Here is a 17,370-nt window from a genome sequence, read left to right as displayed (position 1 = left end):
CCAGCCGGTGATCGGTGACTGCTCAGCAGTCGTAGTACATGGCGAACTCGTGCGGGGTCGGGCGCAGGCGCACCGGGTCGACCTCGTTGGCGCGCTTCCAGTCGACCCAGGTGGAGATCAGGTCGGGGGTGAAGACACCGCCGTCGAGCAGGTAGTCGTGGTCGGCCTCCAGCGAGTCGAGCACGGCCGGCAGTGAGCCCGGCACCTGCTTGACGTCGCCCCACTCCTCCGGCGGGAGGTCGTAGAGGTCCTTGTCGATGGGCGTCGGCGGCTCGATCTTGCTCTTGATGCCGTCCAGGCCGGCCATCATCATGGCCGAGAAGGCCAGGTAGACGTTTGCCGACGGGTCCGGAACGCGGAACTCGACGCGCTTGGCCTTCGCGTTGCTGCCGGTCACCGGGATGCGGGTGCAGGCGGAGCGGTTGCGCTGCGAGTAGACCAGGTTGACCGGGGCCTCGTAGCCGGGCACCAGGCGGCGGTACGAGTTGACCGTCGGGTTGGTGAAGGCCAGCAGCGACGGCGCGTGGTGCAGCAGACCGCCGATGTACCAGCGGGCCATGTCGGACAGGCCGGCGTAGCCGGTCTCGTCGTAGAACAGCGGCTCACCGTTGAGCCAGAGGCTCTGGTGGGTGTGCATGCCGGAACCGTTGTCGCCGAACAGCGGCTTGGGCATGAACGTCGCGGTCTTGCCGTTGGCCCAGGCCTCGTTCTTCACGATGTACTTGAAGAGCTGGAGCTGGTCACCGGCGTGCAGCAGGGTCGAGAACCGGTAGTTGATCTCGGACTGGCCGGCGGTGCCCACCTCGTGGTGCGAGCGCTCCACGTTGAAGCCGGTGTCGACGAGCCGGCGCACGATCGAGTCGCGCAGGTCGGCGTAGTGGTCGACCGGCGGAACCGGGAAGTAGCCGCCCTTGTACGCCGTCTTGTAGCCCAGGTTGCCGCCCGCCTCTTCGCGGCCGGTGTTCCAGGCGCCCTCGACCGAGTCGATGTAGTAGAACGACTGGTGCGCCGAGGTCTCGTGGCGGATCGAGTCGAAGATGTAGAACTCCGCCTCGGCGCCGAAGTAGGCGGTGTCGGCGATGCCGCTCGCCGCCAGGTACGCCTCGGCCTTCTTCGCGACGTTGCGCGGGTCGCGGCTGTAGGCCTCGCGGGTGAACGGGTCGTGGATGAAGAAGTTGAGCGCGAGGGTCTTCTGCGCCCGGAACGGGTCGATGAACGCGGTGGCGACATCCGGGAGCAGGAGCATGTCCGACTCGTGGATCGCCTGGAAACCGCGGATCGACGAACCGTCGAACGCGAGGCCGTCGGTGAAGAGGTCGTCGTTGACGGACTCGACCGGCAGGTTGAAGTGCTGCATCACGCCGGGCAGGTCACAGAAACGAACGTCGACGAACTTCACGTCCTCGTTCTTGAGGTATCGCAGCAGTTCCTCGGGATTGGCGAACACACATCCTCCTGGCACGTCCACGGGGTGGCTAGGCTTCTGGCGACGCTAGGGCCGGGCGGTTGCCCGGCCATGTCTCCGGTGTTTCTGCCGTGTTACGTCCCTCGCGGAGCGTCAGCGACGCTCCTGTCCACGCACTCAGCCTGCGCGAACGCCGCACCGGCTGTGCCAGTGTAATAACACTTGATGCCATTCGCCCGAATCGGCACGCAGTGGTGACGGCACTCCGAGGGTCCGACCGGGTCGCGGATACCCTTGATCGCTGTGACCAGTCCGCACGTCCCGGCAGCGCCGGCCACCGATCCCACTTTCACCCCGCCGAGCCTCGGTCGGCGCTTCGGCGCGCTGATCATCGACTGGGTGCTCTGCCTGCTGGTGGCCAACATCTTCGCCGATCCGGTCCGCGACGGCTGGGCGCCGGTGCTGGTGCTGATCCTGGAGTACGGCATCTTCCTCGGCCTCTTCGCCCAGACGCCGGGCATGTACATCACCAAGGTCCGCTGCGTGAACTGGCACGACGGGGGCCGGATCGGCCTGCCCCGCGCGTTGGCCCGGGGCGTGCTGCTGGCGCTCGTCGTCCCCGCGCTGATCATGGACGAGCACCGCCGTGGCGTGCACGACCGCCTCGTCGACTCGGTAGTCGTCGACGCCCCCCGCGGCTGAGGCCGACCCCAACAACGCCGCTCTGCCCCGCACGACCCACAAGACCACAGCCCGATGAGGGTGTACGCGAAAGGAGCCGGACCCGTGTGGGTCCGGCTCCTTTGCGCGTACACCTGGGGGTCAGCGACCCCGCGACTGGCGGGAGGCGCCCGGCGGCCGCATGTTCTTCGGGATCGCGCCCTTGGGCATCTGCGGACGGGCGGTGAGCGCCTTGAGTCGCTTGTCCAGCGCGTTGACGTCCTTGCCGCTGAGCGCGCGGGGCAGCCGCAGCAGCGTCGTCCGCAGCTTGCGGATCGGCAGCTCGCCGTCCTCCTGACCGATCACGTAGTCGTGCAGCGGTGCGGAGCCGATGACCTTGGCGAGTCGCCGCTTCTCCTGCCCGAGCAGGCCGCGCACCCGCTGCGGGTTGCCCTCGGCAAGCAGGATCACGCCAGGCCTGCCGATCACCAGGTGGACCATGTCCATCTGGGTGGTCGAGCTGACGGCCGGGGTGACCCGCCAGTCGCCGCGCATGTTGTCCATGATCTGCGCCGCCGCGCCGGGCTGCCCCTCGGCGGCGTTCATCATCGCCGCGTTGGACCGCAGGTTCAGCACGATCAGCACCGCGAGCAGGGCGAACAGGATGCCCAGCGGCAGCCAGATCCAGCTCCAGAGGATCACCGCGACCACGGTGAGCGCGAGCGGGATGAGCACCGCTGCGGCGATCAGTGGCGCGAACCACCGATCCTGCTTGGCGGTGAACTGGAACACCATCCCGATCTGCTTCAGCCGCTGGCCGAACGAGACCTTCTCCTGGGGCTTTGCCATGCCGCAGAGTCTAGTGGTCCCCGCCGGCCCGGTTGATCCGCGTCCGGGTGCCGGCCGGCTGAGTACCTTACGTCGCCTCAGGCGCTCCGACCGGGCGGGTAAGGAGGGTGCGGCCGGACAAGATGAGGCGGTGTGCCCATGCCCGGACGGGGCCTTCGCGCGAAGAGTCGTCAGCAGAGGACGACGACGCGACGAAGGAGCCCGACATGTTCGGCAACGACGCAGATTTCCTGCTCTCACTGCACCGTACCCACGCCGCCGAGCTGCGGGCCGAGGCAGCGGCGGACCGACTGGCCCGGTCGGTGCCACGCCGCGCCGGTCGTACCTGGCTGGGCCGCGCCAGCCGGCCCGCCGCACGGGTGACGACCGCCGGTGACCTCGACCGCCGCACCCGCCGCGCCGGGCGAGCCCGGATCCGAGCCGCCGGCCGGCCGGCACGACGAACGGGGGCCCGGGTCCAGGCCGTCAGCCGGCGGACCCGGGTCCGAGCCGCCGGCCGGCCGGCCCGGGCCCGGGGCGGCCGCCCCGTCGTCGCGTCGCCGGCCGATCGGCGGGACCGGTGTTCCGTCCGGTCATGGCATGCTCGGTTCCGTGACCGTACGTGCCGCCAGTTCCGTCCTCGTCGGCCGCCAGCGTGAGATCGCGACGCTGCGGGACGCGCTGGGCCGGGCCGGGAAGGGCGAGCCGGCCACCGTGCTGGTCGGTGGCGAGGCGGGTGTGGGCAAGACCCGGCTGCTGGAGGAGTTCGCCGCCGGCGCCACCGCCGGGGGCGCCCGGGTGCTTGTCGGCCAGTGCCTGGAGCTGGGCGAGGCCGGCCTGCCGTTCGCGCCGTTCGCCGCGGCCCTGCGCGCGGTGCTGCGGGCCGACGGCGCCGAGGTCTTCGCCGGCTACGAGGCGGAGTTCGCCCGCCTGCTGCCGGAGCTGGGCCGGGTGCCGGCGGGACTTGCCGCGCCGAGCGTGCGACCACTTACCGACGCCCCCCGTGGCTACCTGTTCGACCTGGTCGCCGAGCTGTTCCAGCGGCTCGCCGACGCCCGGCCACTGTTGCTGATCATCGAGGACCTGCACTGGGCGGACCGCTCCACCCGGGACCTGATCGGTTTCCTGGTCCGGGCCGCGCGGCCGGGCCGGCTGCTGCTGGTCTGCACCTACCGCACCGACGAGTTGCAGCGTGGCCATCCCCTGCGCCCGTTCCTCGCCGAGCTGGACCGGGCCCGCGATGTCGAGCGGGTCGAGCTGGGTCGGCTGGACCGCGACGGCACCGCCGCGATCCTCGCCGACCTGCTCGGCGGCGAGCCGGCACCCCGTGCCGTCGACGACATCCACGACCGTACGCAGGGCAACCCCTTCTTCATCGAGGAGCTGGCCGTCGCCGGCTCCCCGCTTGGCTGCGCGGCGCTGCCCGAGACGCTGCGCGACCTGCTGCTGGCCCGGGTGGACCGGTTGCCCGAGCCGGCCCAGCGGGTGCTGCGGATCGCCGCGGCCGGCGGCACCCGCTTCGCCCACGGTCTGCTCGCCGAGGTCGCCGGCCTGCCCGAGGCCGAGCTGGAGGACGCGTTGCGCGCCGCCGTCGCCGCCCAACTGGTGGTAGCCGACCACGACGGCGACTACGAGTTCCGGCACGCGCTGGTCCGCGAGGCCGTGCACGACGAGTTGCTGCCCGGCGAGCACGCCCGGCTGCACGCGCGCTTCGCCGCCGCGATCGAGGCCCAGCCGCACCTGGTCGTCGCCGGCCGCGCCCCGGCCGAGATCGCGCACCACTGGCACGCGGCGCACGACCACCCCCGTGCCCTGGTCGCCGCGCGGGTCGCGGCCTGTGCCGCCGCCGACCGGTACGCCTACGCCGAGCAGCGTCGACTGCTGGAGCGGGCGTTGGAGCTGTGGGAGCTGGTGCCCGACGCGGCCGACCTGCTCGGCATGGACCACCTGGCGTTGCTGGAGCAGACCCTGGACGCGGCGGTGACGGCCGGTGACTTCAGTCGGGCCATCACGTTGACCCGCGCCGGACTGGCCGAGGTGGACGCCGACGCCGAGCCGCTGCGCGCCGCGCGCCTGCTGGACCAGCGGGGCCGACTGATGGCCGTACTCGGCAAGAGCGACGGCAGGCGGGAGCTGGACGAGGCGTACCGCCTGGCGGCCGGTGGGCCCTTCGGGGTGGAGCGCGTCCGGCTGCTCGCCGACGTCGCCGCCCACCTGGTCAAGATCGATCTTGAGCAGGCGGCCCGGGTCGCCGCCGAGGCGAGCAGGGACGCCGAGGCGCTCGGCGAGGAGCTGGTCCTGCTGCCGACGCGGATCGCCCTGCTCTGCTATGAGCAGCAGGAGGACCGGCTGGCCGAGCTGGGCAGGGCCGAGGCCGTGGCGCAGGCGGCCGGGGACACGGCGGCTCTCGTGCTGGTCAAGGTGTTCCAGTCGGACGTGCTCTGCGAGCTGGGCCGCTACGCCGAGTCCGCGCAGGCGGCCGAGGCCGGGCTGGCCGAGGCGCGACGGGTGGGGATCGGCCGCTCGACCGGGGCGTACCTGCTGTCCAACCGGGCCGAGGCGCTCATCGCGCTGGGTCGGTGGGACGAGGCCGAGAAGGTCTGCGCGGAGGCCGCCCGGATCGACCTGCCCGGCGTCACCGGGCTGCACTGGCTGCAGTTGGGCGCCGGTCTGCGGCTGGCGCGGGCACACCCGGGCGCCGACGAGATGGTCGACCGGGCGTTGGCCTTCCTGGGCCGGCCCTACCTGTGGCCGAACCACCGGCTGCCCCTGCACGAGCTGGGCATCGAGGCGGCGCTGGCCGCCGACGACAAGATCGAGGCGGTCCGCGCGGCGCGCGTCGCGGTGGCCGACGACAGCCTGCCGCACCTGCCCCGCGAGGGCTGGCCGGTGTTGAGCGCCGGGGCGCGTACCGCCGCCCGGGTGGGTGACGGGGAGTTGGCCGCCGCCGTCGCCGCGCTCGCGGTCGACCTGCCGACGCGGCACCCGGCCGCGCGGGCGCACGCCGCCCAGGTCAGCGCCCTGCTGGCGGCCGACGACGAGGCGTTGCCGGCGTGGCGGGAGGCGGTGCGGGCGTGGCGCACCGACGGGCAGCCGTACCCGCTGGGCCGGGCGTTGCTGGCGCTGGCCGAGGCCGCCGCCGCGGCCGGCGAGCGGGACGAGGTGTCGGCGGCGGTCACCGAGGCCGCGGAGATCGCCCGGCTGCTCGGCGCGACGCCGCTGGCCGAGACGGCCGCCACCCTGGCGCGACGGGTCGGCCTGCGCGGGGCGGGCACCGGCGGGGCGGGAGCGGATCTGCTGACGTCCCGGGAACGGGAGGTGCTGCGGCTGGTCGCCGAGGGGCACAGCAACAGCCGGATCGCCGAGCGGCTGTTCATCTCCCCGAAGACGGCAAGCGTGCACGTCTCGCGGATCATCGCCAAGCTGGATGTGACCAACCGGGGGGAGGCCGCCGCGCTGGCCCACCGTCTCGGCCTGCTCGCCGAGCCCGCCGCGCCCCGCTGACGGCGGCGTCCGGCCTCGTCAGCCGCGCGGCAGGTAGATCCGCCAGCCGTCGACGGTGACCAGGTCCAGGTCGCCCGGGCCGGCACCGAGCCGCTCGTCGAGCCGGGCCGCCAGCGGCGACCCGGTCGGCGCGACCCAGGCCGGGGCCGCCGCGCGGTCCACCTCGCGGCGGTACGCGGGGTAGCGGTCGAAGCCGGGGCGCAGGGTGTCGTCGACGACCGCGCAGACCACCTCCTCGCCGCTGGCGAAGGTGAGGCGGTTGCAGGTCCAGTAGCCGGCGCGCACGTGTCGTACGCCCAGGTGGCGCAGCGTGGCCACCAGCGCGGCGTGCCGGGCCTCGGCGGCCCGGTTCGCCGGGGCCGTCCGCGCCGCCTGCCCGGTGGCGTGGGCGGCGGTGACAAGCGTGGCGGCGAGGACGACGAGCGCCACCGGCCGCGCCACTCTCCACCCGGGCCCCGGCCGCGCCGTCGCGGACCCGGCACCGGGCGGCGCGGCCAGCGTCCAGAGCGGCCAGAGCAGCGCCGGTACCGAGATGAGCACTGTGGACAGGTAGCGGGAACTCTCCACCGGGGTCAGGCCGGAGGAACTGCTCAGGGTGTACGCGCCGAGGGTGCCCACCGCCGCCAGCGCGAGAGCCAGCCGCATGGCCGCCGCGACCCGGGGCGCCGAGCCGTCCGCACCGGGTGAGCCAGGCGGGCGGCGGAGGGTCCACCAGGCCGTGCCGACGGCGACGACGAGCAGCACCGGCAGCGCGTACGCCCACCACAGTTGCCAGGTGGCGCAGGACCCGGGACCGCAGAACCCCATGCCCAGCGGCGGCCCGAGCAGCAGCCCGCCGTGCAGCCGGTCCGGCCAGCTCGCGGTGGCGTCCGCCCCGCCGGCGGCGAGCACCGCGTGCAACGGGTTCCGGCCGGTCAGCAGGCTGTGCGCCAGCAGCGGGGCCGCCCCCAGCACGGCGGCCGCCCCGAGCAGGGCTCCGGCCCGCCCGCGCAGCTCCCGGTGGCGGAACCCCACCAGCACCGCCCCGGTCGCCGCGACGTACGGCAGCACCAGCGGGTCGACCCAGAGCAGCAGGCCGGCCAGGAACCCCCAGGTCGCCCAGCGGACGAGTCGCCACCCCGGTCGGCCGGCGGCCAGGTCGACGGCGAGCAGGGCGAGCGCCACCCCGGCCGCGTTCATCTCGGGGTAGCCGCCGCCGGCGATCAACTGGTTCTTGACCACCCGGTCGGCGCCGAGCGCCAGCAGCGCCACCACCAGCAGGCCGAACCAGCGGTCCCCGGTCAGCCGCAGCGTCAACCGCCAGATCAGCAGCAGGAACAGCGCGTACAGCGCCAGCGTGGGCAGCCGCAGACCGAACAGGGACGGGCCGGCCAGGGCGAACACCGGCGCGGCCAGGTACGCCTCCAGCGTGCCCATGTACTGCTGACCGTAGAACCAGACCGGGAAATCCTCGCCCCGGGCGATGTGCAGCGCGGCCAGCCCCATGGTGGCCTCGTCGCTGTTCGTCGGGGGAGTGGCGTGACCCAGCAGCCAGAGCCGGTAGCCGACACCGGCGAGCACTGTCAGCCCGGTGAGCCAGCCGACCAGCCCGAGGCGCGTAGCGGGCCGCGGACGCGGTCGACCCGCGCCGCGCGGCTGTTCGCGTACCCCGGCGGTCATCGCACGATCATGACACCCGGGCGCCGCACGGCCCGTGCGGCGCTGTCGGCGGGTCAGCCGGCGGTGACGACCGGGGTGGCGGCGCGGGCGTCGAGCGCCTGCTTGTAGAGCCGACCGGCCCGGTACGACGAGCGCACCAGCGGCCCGCTCATCACCCCGGCGAAGCCGATCTCCTCGGCCTCCTCGCGCAGCTCCACGAACTCCTCCGGCTTGACCCAGCGGGTCACCGGGTGGTGCCGGGGGGAGGGGCGCAGGTACTGCGTGATGGTGATCAGCTCACAGCCGGCCTCGTGCAGGTCGCGCAGCGCCTGGGAGACCTCGGCCCGCTCCTCGCCCATGCCCAGGATGAGGTTGCTCTTGGTGACCAGGCCGTCGGCGCGGGCCTGCCGGATCACGTCCAGCGAGCGGTCGTAGCGGAACGCCGGCCGGATGCGCTTGAAGATGCGCGGCACGGTCTCCACGTTGTGGGCCAGCACCTCGGGCCGGGAGCCGAAGACCTCGGCCAGCTGCTCGGGCACGGCGTTGAAGTCGGGGATGAGCAGCTCCACGCCGCAACCGGGCTGCAGGGCGTGGATCTGTCGGACGGTCTCGGCGTAGAGCCAGGCGCCGCCGTCGGGCAGGTCGTCACGGGCGACGCCGGTGATGGTGGCGTACCGCAGGCCCATCGCGACCACCGACTCGGCGACCCGGCGCGGTTCGTCGGCGTCGAACTCGGCAGGCTTGCCGGTGTCGATCTGGCAGAAGTCGCAGCGCCGCGTGCACTGGTCGCCGCCGATGAGGAAGGTGGCCTCCCGGTCTTCCCAACACTCGTAGATGTTGGGGCAGCCGGCCTCCTGGCAGACGGTGTGCAGCCCCTCGCGCGAGACGAGCCCGCGCAGCTGGGTGTACTCCGGGCCCATCTTGGCCTTGACCTTGATCCATGGCGGTTTGCGCTCGATCGGCGTCTCGGCGTTGCGCGCCTCGATGCGCAGCAGGCGACGCCCCTCGGGGGCGGCCGTTGCGGTACGCGCTGCCTGGCCGGTCGTCGGCGCGGAGTGCTCGATCGTCACGAAAACGAGCCTACGCCGGATGGCAGGTGTCTATGTGCGTCAGGCGACCGGCGTCACGCCCCGAACGTTGTGACGCCGGACACCGGCAAGCCGAAAATTGGCGTCACAAGCGCGGGGTGCGGGTGCTAGCGTCTCCCCCCAACAGCGACGACGGAGCCGAGTAGCGCCCCGGCCCGCCAGTGCAGAGAGCCGCCGATGTGCTGAGAGGCGGTCTGGCGACGGGTGCGCGAAGACCCTCCCGAGCTGCGGGCAGAACGGCGGCGACGCCTACTAGAGTCCGCCCGGCTGGCCCCGGTCATCAGGCGTCGAACGAGGTCCCCGCTTCGGCGGGGGCGAAGGTGTGGTGGCACCGCGAGGATCCCGCTCGCCCACACCTCCCTGGGGCTGATGCGACGCATCGCTTCCCCAGGGGGCGACGCGTGGCGATCGACCGAGGAGCAGTTCCACCATGCAACGAACCCTGTCCCAGCACCTGCCCGCCCACGTCGGCGAGACAGTGCGCATCGCCGGTTGGGTGCACCGCCGACGGTTGCTCAAGTCGGTGGCGTTCCTGATCGTGCGGGACGCCGCCGGCCTCGCCCAGGTGGTCGTGACCGACCCGGCCGTCCGCGCCGAGCTGGAGAAACTCCCCGAGGAGACGGTCGTCGAGGTGACCGCGACGGTCACCGCGCGGGGCAGCCACGGCGCGTCCAAGGCCGCGCCGGCGACGGCGCCCGGCGGGGTCGAACTGACCGACCCGACGGTACGTCCCCTCGGCCCGCCCGCCGTGCCGCCGCCGTTCGACCTGTACCGGCCGGCCCTCACCGCGAGCCTGCCCACCCAGCTCGACAACGCGCCGACAGCGCTGCGCCACCCCACCCGGTCGGCTGCGCTGCGGATCTCGGCGGCGGCGGTGGCCGGCTTCCGGGCCGCCCTCGACGCCCGGGACTTCGTGGAGATCCACACTCCGAAGGTGGTCAGCTCGTCCACCGAGAGCGGAGCGAACGTCTTCGCGCTGGACTGGTTCGGCCGGCCCGCGTACCTGGCCCAGTCGCCGCAGTTCTACAAGCAGTTGATGGTCGGCGTCTTCGAACGCGTCTACGAGGTGGGGCCGGTCTTCCGGGCCGAGCCACACGACACCGTCCGGCACCTCGCGCAGTACACGTCGCTCGACGTGGAGCTGGGCTTCGTCGCCGACCACCACGACGTGATGCGGGTGCTGCGCGACACGCTGGCCGGGATGCTGGGCACGGTGGGTGAGCGGGCCGCCGACGCGCTGGCGACGCTCGGCGTCACGCCGCCGCAGGTGCCCACGGAGATCCCGGCGGTGCACTTCAGCGAGGCGTTGACGATCGCCGGGGCGCCCGCCGACGAGCCGGACCTCGCGCCCGCCCACGAACGGGCACTCGGCGAGTGGGCCCGCCGCGAACACGGCTCCGACTTCCTCTTCGTCACCGGCTACCCGATGGCGAAGCGGCCGTTCTACACCCATCCCGACCCGGCGCGACCCGCGTACTCGAACGGTTTTGACCTGCTCTTTCGCGGCCTTGAGCTGGTCACCGGCGGGCAGCGGCTGCACCGGCACGACGACTACCTGGCGGCGCTGGCGGCCCGGGGTGAGCCGGTCGAGCCGTACGCGGGATATCTGGACGCGTTCCGGCACGGCATGCCGCCGCACGGTGGCTTCGCCATCGGCCTGGAACGGTTTGTCGCCCGGCTGGTCGGCGCGGCCAACGTCCGGGAGGTCACCGCGTTCCCGCGCGACCTGCACCGCCTGACCCCGTAGGACGACACGGGCCGGCGTCGTCCGACGCCGGCCCGTTGATCGCTGTCAACACTCGGCGAGGCGGTCGCGCAGCCGGGCCGCCTGTGGGCCGTTGAGGTCGAGCGCGAGCGCCGCCCGGTACGCCGTGGCGGCCTCGGCGGCCCGGCCGAGGCGGTGCAGCAACTCGCCCCGGGTGGCGTGGAACCACGGGTAGTCGGCCAACCCGACGAGCGTGTCGACAAGCGCCAGCCCGGCGGCGGGGCCGTCGCGTTCGGCGACAGCCGCCGCTCGGTTCAGCCGGACGACCGCCGTGTCGTGCACGGTGAGCAGCACGTCGTACCAGGAGATCACCGCGTCCCAGGGTGTCCGGTCGTACGACGGGGCGAGGGCGTGGCAGGCCGCGATGGCGGCCTGGACGACGTACCGGTCGGGGTGGTCGGGGGTGCGGCGTAGCCCGCGCCCGACCAGCTCGACCCCCGCGCCGATCGCGGCCCGGTCCCAGCGCGACCGGTCCTGCTCGGCCAGGAGCAGCGGTCGACCGTCGACACCGACCCGGGCCGCCCGCCGGGAGTCCTGCAACAGGACCAGGGCCAGCAGGCCGAGCACCGTCGGCTCGTCCGGCATCAGCTCGACCAGCAGCCGTGCCAGCCGGAGGCCCTCGTCCGCCAGCCCGACCCGGATCAGGTCGTCGCCGGCGCCGGCCGCGTACCCCTCGTTGAAGATCAGGTAGACGGTGGCGGCGACCCCGGCCAGTCGGCCGGGCAGCTCCTCGGCCGCCGGTATCCGGTACGGGATGCCGGCGCGGGTGATCTTCTGCTTCGCCCGGGTGAGCCGCTTGGTCATCGTCGCCTCGGGCACCACCAGGGCGCGGGCCACCTCGCCGGTGGCCAACCCGCCGAGGGTACGCAGCGCCAGGGCCACCTGCGCGTCCAGTGACAGCGCCGGATGGCAGCAGGTGAAGACCAGCCGGAGCAGGTCGTCCCGGACGGCCTCGGGCGAGTCCGGCGCGGGATCCAGCAGCGCCACGGCCTCGGCCTCCTTCCCGACGCGGCGGACTTCCCGGCGGATCACGTCGACGGCCCGCCGCCGTGCCACGACCAACAGCCAGCCGCGCGGGTTGTCCGGTACACCGTCGCGCGGCCAGGTCCGCAGGGCGCGGACGATCGCGTCCTGCGTGGCGTCCTCGGCCAGCTCGACGTCGCCGGTGACGCGGATCAGCGTGGCGAGAATCCGGGACCGTTCGGCCCGGATCACCCGCGCCGCCGCGTCGGCGGCCCGGGCCTGCCGCCGCGCCGCGTCACCGGTGAGCATCGGGGTCACACCGGGATGATCGGGCGGACCTCGACCGCGCCGTTCCAGGCCGCGGGCAGCTGCGCGACAGTCGCCACGGCCTCGTCCAGGTCCGCGCATTCCAGCAGGTAGAAGCCGGTGAGAGCTTCCTTGGTCTCGGCGTACGGACCGTCGGTGGTGAGCACGTCACCGCCCCTGCCGCCGGTGACCCGTACGGTGGTCGCGGTGGCCGTCGGGTAGAGCGCGCTGCCGCCCCGGATCACCGCGCGGGCGGCCGCGCCGAACTCCCGGTACTCCGCCATCTCGTCGGCCTGCTCGGGGCTGCTCCAGTCGACGTCCGCGGTGTAGGTCAGCGCGATGTAGGTGGGCATGTCCGCTCCTCGCGTCCGGGCCGGCGGTGGGTGCCGGCCGTAGGTGTCGAGCCGGCGCTGTTCGCCGACTCCACCATAAGGACGATCGGTCGGACGCCCCACGGGACATCCCGTGGCGGATTTCTTACCCGTGGGACGGCGCCGGCCCGCCTTCCCGCATTGCCGGCGCTGTCACAGCCCCTTGAACAGGTGGGAGGTGGTGATCAGGACGGTCCGGTCGCCGGACGGGATGACGTCGCGTCGCCGGAGGACGTCGTAGGCGGCCAACACGGTGCAACTGCTGATCTCGGCGCCGCGAGCGATTCGGGCAGCCAGGTGAAGCCGGCCACCACGGCCCGGAGGCCGACGGCGGCGGCGAAAGCGGCGGTGGCCAGCCCCGCGTTACCTGACGATCCGACGACGACGCGCTCGTAGCCCGACGCCTTCGCGTGGGTCACCGCCATCGCCGCGAACCGGTCCTTGTGGGATCCGGTCGGATTCGCCGCCTCGTTCTTGACGAGCACCCCGTCGAGCCAGGGCAGCGGGAACAGCGGTGTGCGCCCCTGGCCCAGATCCGGAACCACCGGGTACGGCAGCAGTTGGTCCTGGCGTACCGCCTCGGCGGGGTAACGGCAGAACAGGTTCGAGCCGTGGCCGGCGGCCGCGCAGGAGGGGCACCCGAGCGAGTAGTCGCCGACCGGATGCTGGGCGCCGCATCGAATGCACTCCAGGGCCGTGACTGCGGTACCGGTCGACTGTCGTACCGCGTCCGTCATGTCACGGCACCGATGCGCGGGTGCGGTCGGTGCCGCGATCAGACCTCGACGAGGGTGGACAGCCGGCGCTCGACCACTGGCAGCACGTCGGCCACGGAGATCGGGCGGCCCAACTCGGCGGTGAGCGAGGTGACACCCGCGTCGCGGATGCCGCACGGCACGATCCGGTCGAAGTACGTCAGGTCGCAGTCGCAGTTGATCGAGAAGCCGTGCAGGGTGACGCCCCGGGCCACCCGGATGCCGATGGCGGCCACCTTGCGGGCCGGCCCCCGGTCGTCCTCGGGCACCCAGACTCCGCTGCGCCCCTCGACCCGGCCGGCGGCCAGGCCGAACTCGGCGCACACGTCGATGAGCAGCTCCTCGGTGCGGCGGACGTAGGCGACGACGTCCACCGGGTCGGGCAGCCGCAGGATCGGGTAGCCGACGAGCTGCCCCGGCCCGTGCCAGGTGATCTTGCCGCCCCGGTCCACGTCGACGACAGGGGTGCCGTCCACGGGCCGGTCCCACGGTTCGGTGCGCTTGCCCGCGGTGTAGACGCTCGGGTGCTCCAGCAGCAGCACGGTGTCGCCGCGCTCGCCAGCCACCACCGACTCGTGCAGGCGCCGCTGCTCGTCCCAGGCGGCCTGGTAGTCGAGCAGGCCGGCACGGACGGCCGTCAGGCCGGAGGTCGTCGTCGTCACGGCGTCCAGCCTAGTCCCGTCGAGGGCCCAAATCGGTCGTGAGCCACCTCACCAGAGCTGGAGCGACCCCCTGGTGGCGGAGTCCCGTCCCGCCACCAGCGTGCGGCCTGACGCGCTGGGCGTGCGGGTCTGACGCGCGCCCGGCGTGCGGCGTTCGGCTTCAGCCCGGAGGCGCAGTGGTGGCGGCTGCTGCCCTGCGGCGCCGTCGGCGGTGGAGCAGGGCGGCGGCGAGCAGGGGCGGCACGGCAAGCGTGAGGTAGAGCCAGAGCGGGGCGGCGAACGGCGACGGGCGGCGCTCCGGGCCACCGAATGCGGCCCGGATCAGCAGGTCGCCCGGGGCTGCCAGGCCGGTGGACCCGATCGGCGCGGTCACCAGCACCTCTCGGCCGCCGCCGGTCGACAGCGCGGCGAGGACGGCCTGCCGGTCGGTGCCTTTCCCGGGGCGGCTCACCTGCTGCACGACCGGGTCGTCGCCGCGCCAGCCGACGATCTCGCTGGTCGAGGCGTCGACCGGCAGTGGCCGGCCAACGGCGTGGCCGGTGGCGGCGTCCAGGAACTCGATCCGCATGGCGCGTGCCGCCGCCTGCTCGGCCGTGCACGTCGGCCCGGCGCAGCCGTCGAAGGCGAACAGAGCGATTCGCCGACCGTCCGGATGCCAGGCTGCCGGTCCGGCCAACATCCGCCGGTCGCCCAGGTCGACCTGCCAGCGAGGGGCGCCGCCAGCCGGGTCGACGACGACCAGCCGTTGGCGGGCGGTGACTGACGCCGCCTCGTCGGGGGGACCGGCAACCGCCAGCATGTCGCCCTCGGGCGACCAAGCCGCCGCGTCGTGGGCGGCGAAGGCGCCGGCCGCGACCACCTGCTCGGTGCCGCGGTACGGGTCGACGACGAGCAGGTCGTCGGGCTTCTCCGGATTGTTGAGCTGCTGGTTCTCCGGCCCGTAGGTGATCACCGCGTCGTCGTTGTCGCGGGTGCCCACTACGCGTCGCCCGTCAGCGGACCAGGCGAGCGGGTCGACTCCGAGGCTCATGGTGCGGCGCTGCCGACCGGTGCTGAGGTCCAGCAGCTCGCCGGAGCCCGGTCGTAGGTAGTGCCGTCCGTCCGGGGAGAGCAGTCCGTGCCCCTCGCCGATGTGTAGCGGGATCAGCCGGTAGCCGCCGTCCCGGCCGACAAGCACCCCTGTCGACTCGGAGTAGCGGGTGCGGTCGGTGAAGAAGACCAGTGCGGCCGGACCGGCCGGACGCTGCGCCACGGTCGCCTGCCAGAGCCACGGATCGTGCACCCGGGTCGGCACGGCAGCGGCCGTGCCGCCGGCATCCGTGCGGATCGTGGCAGTGTGGCCCGCGGTCGTGGCGGCCGGCGCGCCGAGGGCCACGAGCACCAGGGCGGAGCTGGCCGCAGCGCCGCGCAGGAGCCGTCCGCCGGTCCCTCTCATCGCCCCATTAGACCCGACGGGAGCCGGTCGGGATGCCCCGGTCGGTCGTGTCGCGCGCCCTCTATCGGTCAGCCGGTGGGATGCGCCAGAGCCAGACGTCGTCGATCCGTTGCGGCTCGCCGAACAGGGCGGTGGCGGTACGCCGCACCGCCGCCTCGTCGACTTCGAACTTCGCGCCGTGCACCTCGTCGGCGAGGACCACCGTCTCGATCCGCCAGTGCCGCAGGTCCGACTGGACCTCCCGGATCGTGCCGTCGGTGACGATCGGCACCAGCCCGGTGCGGCCGGCCTGGTCCATGAGCGCGCTCAGGGTGCGCGGCACCGGGCCGATCCGGCCCCGCCCGTCCGGGCCGCCGGGGCCGAGGAAGAAGCCGCCCGGGATCGCGAACTCGCCCTGCCGGTGCGACAGCGCGTACGCCTGCCAGCGCTGCCCGTCCGGGTAGATGTCCACGGTCAGTGGCACCGGTGTCAGCACCCCGTCCGGCGAGACGTACTCGCGCCAGGTGCCCGACGTGATGAAGTGCGGGATCGGCTCCCGCTCGCGGGTCAGCAGCGGGGTGGGCAGCAGCGGCAGCAGGGCCACCGCGAACCCCAGCGACCAGGCCAGCTCCGTCGAACGGTGCCGGGGCGGCGCGGCGCGCAACTGATCGAGGGTGTACGCCAGCAGAACCCCGATCACCGGCGCCACCACCAGGGCCAGCCGGGCGGGCAGCGCGGCGTTCACCACCGGCAGTTGCCCGAGCACGTCGAACGGCATGGGCAGGTCCGTACGCCGTCCGTCGATCTTCGCCACCGGCCCGAAGGAGAGCACCGTGAAGATCAGCGCGACGACGCCCAGCGCCCAGAGGACGGCCCGCCGGCCGGGGTCGGCGCGTCGCCAGAGCGCGACGAAGCAGACCACGGTGAGCACGAGCAGCGGAATCCCGAAGAACGAGTTCTCCTCGGTGGGGTTCGGCGCCAGCGCGGTGCCCAGCCCGACCTCGCCGGCCAGGGAGCGGCGCGGGAAGGCGGCGAAGGCGGCGATGTCCTCGGAGTGGATCACCGGGTCGAAGCCGGTGCCGTGGAACCGCTGCGGCCCGGCGAAGTGCAGCCACAGCGGGTACGACAGCAGCACACCGGCGACCACCGCGGTCACGCCGAGCCCGCGGACGAAGGTGGGCAGGGCGGCTCGGGCCTCGGCGCGGTGGGCCGGGTGCAGCGCCCAGACGGCGACGAACACGCCGAGCGCGAGGGCGGCGAAGAACAGGCCCTCGGCGGCGATCGAGAAGGCCACCGCCACCAGCACGCCGAGGATCACCCCGTCGCGGAGCCAGTGCCCGGGGCGGCGCAGCGCGAACAGCCGCCAGATCAGCAGCGGCACCAGCCAGCCGGCGGTCCAGTTCAGGTGGGCGTTGGCGTGCGAGACCATGCCGGGGGAGTAGGCGATGAACAGGCCGCCCACCCCGGCGGCGAGGCGGCTGCGGACCACGTGCCGGGAGAGCAGCCAGTACCAGGTCAGCGCCGTGGCGAGCAGGTTCAGGGTGAGGATCACCAGGAACGTCGCCGGTGGCCCGATGAGGTACGTGAGCGGGGCGAAGACCACCGCGTACACAGTGATCGAGGTGTTGACCGCGAGGTTCACGCCGTCCGGGACGTTGATCAGGTACGTGAAGAAGGGGTTCTCCCCGTGGGTGACCGCGTGCCCGCCGAAGGCCAGCAACCACTCGAAGAGCGCCTGGTCGCTGGAGTTGACGGTGATCGTCCGCACGTTCGGGTCCCGCCACAGGCCGCTTGTCACCCAGACGGCGAGCGCGAGTGCCACCAGCACGACGATCAGGTCGGCCCGGCGGTCCCGGAGGGCGCGCGGTGGCGACGCGGGTGCGGGCCCGGTGGCGAGAGACGGGGAGGAGGGCACGCAGCGGACGTTACCAACCGGACCTGGACGAGCCGGTCAGACCGGCGGTTGTTGTCGGCTCCGCTGCTCTCGCGAGGGGCGCGGTTCGTCGTACAC

At 73.4% G+C, this 17,370-nt stretch carries 13 protein-coding genes; 3 read left to right on the top strand and 10 right to left on the bottom strand.

The window, feature by feature from the left end:
• Positions 1 to 22: 22 nt before the first annotated feature.
• The gene (gene glnA, locus MILUP08_RS25975) at positions 23 to 1,447 is read right to left on the bottom strand and encodes a type I glutamate--ammonia ligase (RefSeq protein WP_007463290.1); all 1,425 of its coding nucleotides are present in this window, start codon (positions 1,445 to 1,447) and stop codon (positions 23 to 25) included.
• A 261-nt stretch (positions 1,448 to 1,708) separates the two neighbouring features.
• On the opposite strand from glnA, the gene MILUP08_RS25970 reads away from it, so the two are divergent.
• Positions 1,709 to 2,107 (top strand): RDD family protein, encoded by a 399-nt coding sequence (locus MILUP08_RS25970; protein ID WP_007463288.1) that lies wholly within the window; start codon positions 1,709 to 1,711, stop codon positions 2,105 to 2,107.
• A 120-nt stretch (positions 2,108 to 2,227) separates the two neighbouring features.
• On the opposite strand, the gene MILUP08_RS25965 is transcribed toward MILUP08_RS25970, so the two are convergent.
• The gene (locus MILUP08_RS25965) at positions 2,228 to 2,914 is read right to left on the bottom strand and encodes a DUF4191 domain-containing protein (protein ID WP_007463286.1); all 687 of its coding nucleotides are present in this window, start codon (positions 2,912 to 2,914) and stop codon (positions 2,228 to 2,230) included.
• A 591-nt stretch (positions 2,915 to 3,505) separates the two neighbouring features.
• Here MILUP08_RS25965 and MILUP08_RS25955 point away from each other — a divergent pair.
• Positions 3,506 to 6,397 carry a helix-turn-helix transcriptional regulator gene (locus MILUP08_RS25955; protein WP_237747190.1) on the top strand — a complete coding sequence of 964 codons (2,892 nt, stop codon included), beginning with the start codon at positions 3,506 to 3,508 and terminating at the stop codon, positions 6,395 to 6,397.
• Between the two features lie 18 nt (positions 6,398 to 6,415).
• Here the strand turns inward: MILUP08_RS25955 and MILUP08_RS25950 are convergent, their stop codons facing one another.
• The gene (locus MILUP08_RS25950) at positions 6,416 to 8,056 is read right to left on the bottom strand and encodes a hypothetical protein (RefSeq protein WP_007463281.1); all 1,641 of its coding nucleotides are present in this window, start codon (positions 8,054 to 8,056) and stop codon (positions 6,416 to 6,418) included.
• 53 nt (positions 8,057 to 8,109) lie between these two features.
• The gene (gene lipA, locus MILUP08_RS25945; protein ID WP_007463279.1) at positions 8,110 to 9,105 is read right to left on the bottom strand and encodes a lipoyl synthase; all 996 of its coding nucleotides are present in this window, start codon (positions 9,103 to 9,105) and stop codon (positions 8,110 to 8,112) included.
• A gap of 448 nt (positions 9,106 to 9,553) precedes the next feature.
• Here lipA and aspS point away from each other — a divergent pair, with 448 nt between their 5' ends.
• Positions 9,554 to 10,870: an aspartate--tRNA(Asn) ligase gene (gene aspS / locus MILUP08_RS25940; protein ID WP_007463277.1), complete on the top strand. Its 1,317-nt coding sequence runs from the start codon at positions 9,554 to 9,556 to the stop codon at positions 10,868 to 10,870.
• Positions 10,871 to 10,915: 45 nt separating this feature from the next.
• Here the strand turns inward: aspS and MILUP08_RS25935 are convergent, their stop codons facing one another.
• The 6 genes from MILUP08_RS25935 to MILUP08_RS25910 form a co-directional block, all read right to left on the bottom strand.
• Entirely contained in the window at positions 10,916 to 12,160 is a 1,245-nt protein-coding gene (locus MILUP08_RS25935) for an RNA polymerase sigma factor (RefSeq protein ID WP_007463275.1), read from the bottom strand.
• A 5-nt stretch (positions 12,161 to 12,165) separates the two neighbouring features.
• A complete protein-coding gene (locus MILUP08_RS25930; protein ID WP_007463273.1) occupies positions 12,166 to 12,510 on the bottom strand; it encodes a YciI family protein in 345 nt (114 codons plus the stop codon).
• A 203-nt stretch (positions 12,511 to 12,713) separates the two neighbouring features.
• The gene (locus MILUP08_RS25925; protein ID WP_007463271.1) at positions 12,714 to 13,265 is read right to left on the bottom strand and encodes a pyridoxal-phosphate dependent enzyme; all 552 of its coding nucleotides are present in this window, start codon (positions 13,263 to 13,265) and stop codon (positions 12,714 to 12,716) included.
• Between the two features lie 38 nt (positions 13,266 to 13,303).
• Positions 13,304 to 13,945 carry a lipoyl(octanoyl) transferase LipB gene (lipB, locus tag MILUP08_RS25920; protein ID WP_007463269.1) on the bottom strand — a complete coding sequence of 214 codons (642 nt, stop codon included), beginning with the start codon at positions 13,943 to 13,945 and terminating at the stop codon, positions 13,304 to 13,306.
• 160 nt (positions 13,946 to 14,105) lie between these two features.
• Complete coding sequence (locus MILUP08_RS25915) at positions 14,106 to 15,380, bottom strand: TolB family protein (protein WP_007463267.1); 1,275 nt, start codon at positions 15,378 to 15,380, stop codon at positions 14,106 to 14,108.
• A 61-nt stretch (positions 15,381 to 15,441) separates the two neighbouring features.
• Positions 15,442 to 17,274, bottom strand: coding sequence for a DUF6311 domain-containing protein (locus MILUP08_RS25910; RefSeq protein ID WP_007463265.1), 1,833 nt, complete (start codon positions 17,272 to 17,274; stop codon positions 15,442 to 15,444).
• Positions 17,275 to 17,370: the final 96 nt, after the last annotated feature.

The sequence above is a fragment of the Micromonospora lupini str. Lupac 08 genome (assembly GCF_000297395.2).
GTDB lineage: Bacteria > Actinomycetota > Actinomycetes > Mycobacteriales > Micromonosporaceae > Micromonospora > Micromonospora lupini.
Note: the sequence above shows the minus strand (reverse complement) of the source record. Positions and strands in the feature narration are given on the sequence as shown.

Excerpts from the sequence above, each read along its gene's own strand:
- MILUP08_RS25965 (WP_007463286.1), bottom strand. The coding sequence starts at position 2,914 with ATGGCAAAGCCCCAGGAGAAGGTCTCGTTCGGCCAGCGGCTGAAGCAG.
- MILUP08_RS25950 (WP_007463281.1), bottom strand. The coding sequence starts at position 8,056 with ATGACCGCCGGGGTACGCGAACAGCCGCGCGGCGCGGGTCGACCGCGT.
- aspS (WP_007463277.1), top strand. The coding sequence starts at position 9,554 with ATGCAACGAACCCTGTCCCAGCACCTGCCCGCCCACGTCGGCGAGACA.
- MILUP08_RS25935 (WP_007463275.1), bottom strand. The coding sequence starts at position 12,160 with ATGCTCACCGGTGACGCGGCGCGGCGGCAGGCCCGGGCCGCCGACGCG.
- MILUP08_RS25930 (WP_007463273.1), bottom strand. The coding sequence starts at position 12,510 with ATGCCCACCTACATCGCGCTGACCTACACCGCGGACGTCGACTGGAGC.
- MILUP08_RS25925 (WP_007463271.1), bottom strand. The coding sequence starts at position 13,265 with ATGACGGACGCGGTACGACAGTCGACCGGTACCGCAGTCACGGCCCTG.
- MILUP08_RS25915 (WP_007463267.1), bottom strand. The coding sequence starts at position 15,380 with ATGAGAGGGACCGGCGGACGGCTCCTGCGCGGCGCTGCGGCCAGCTCC.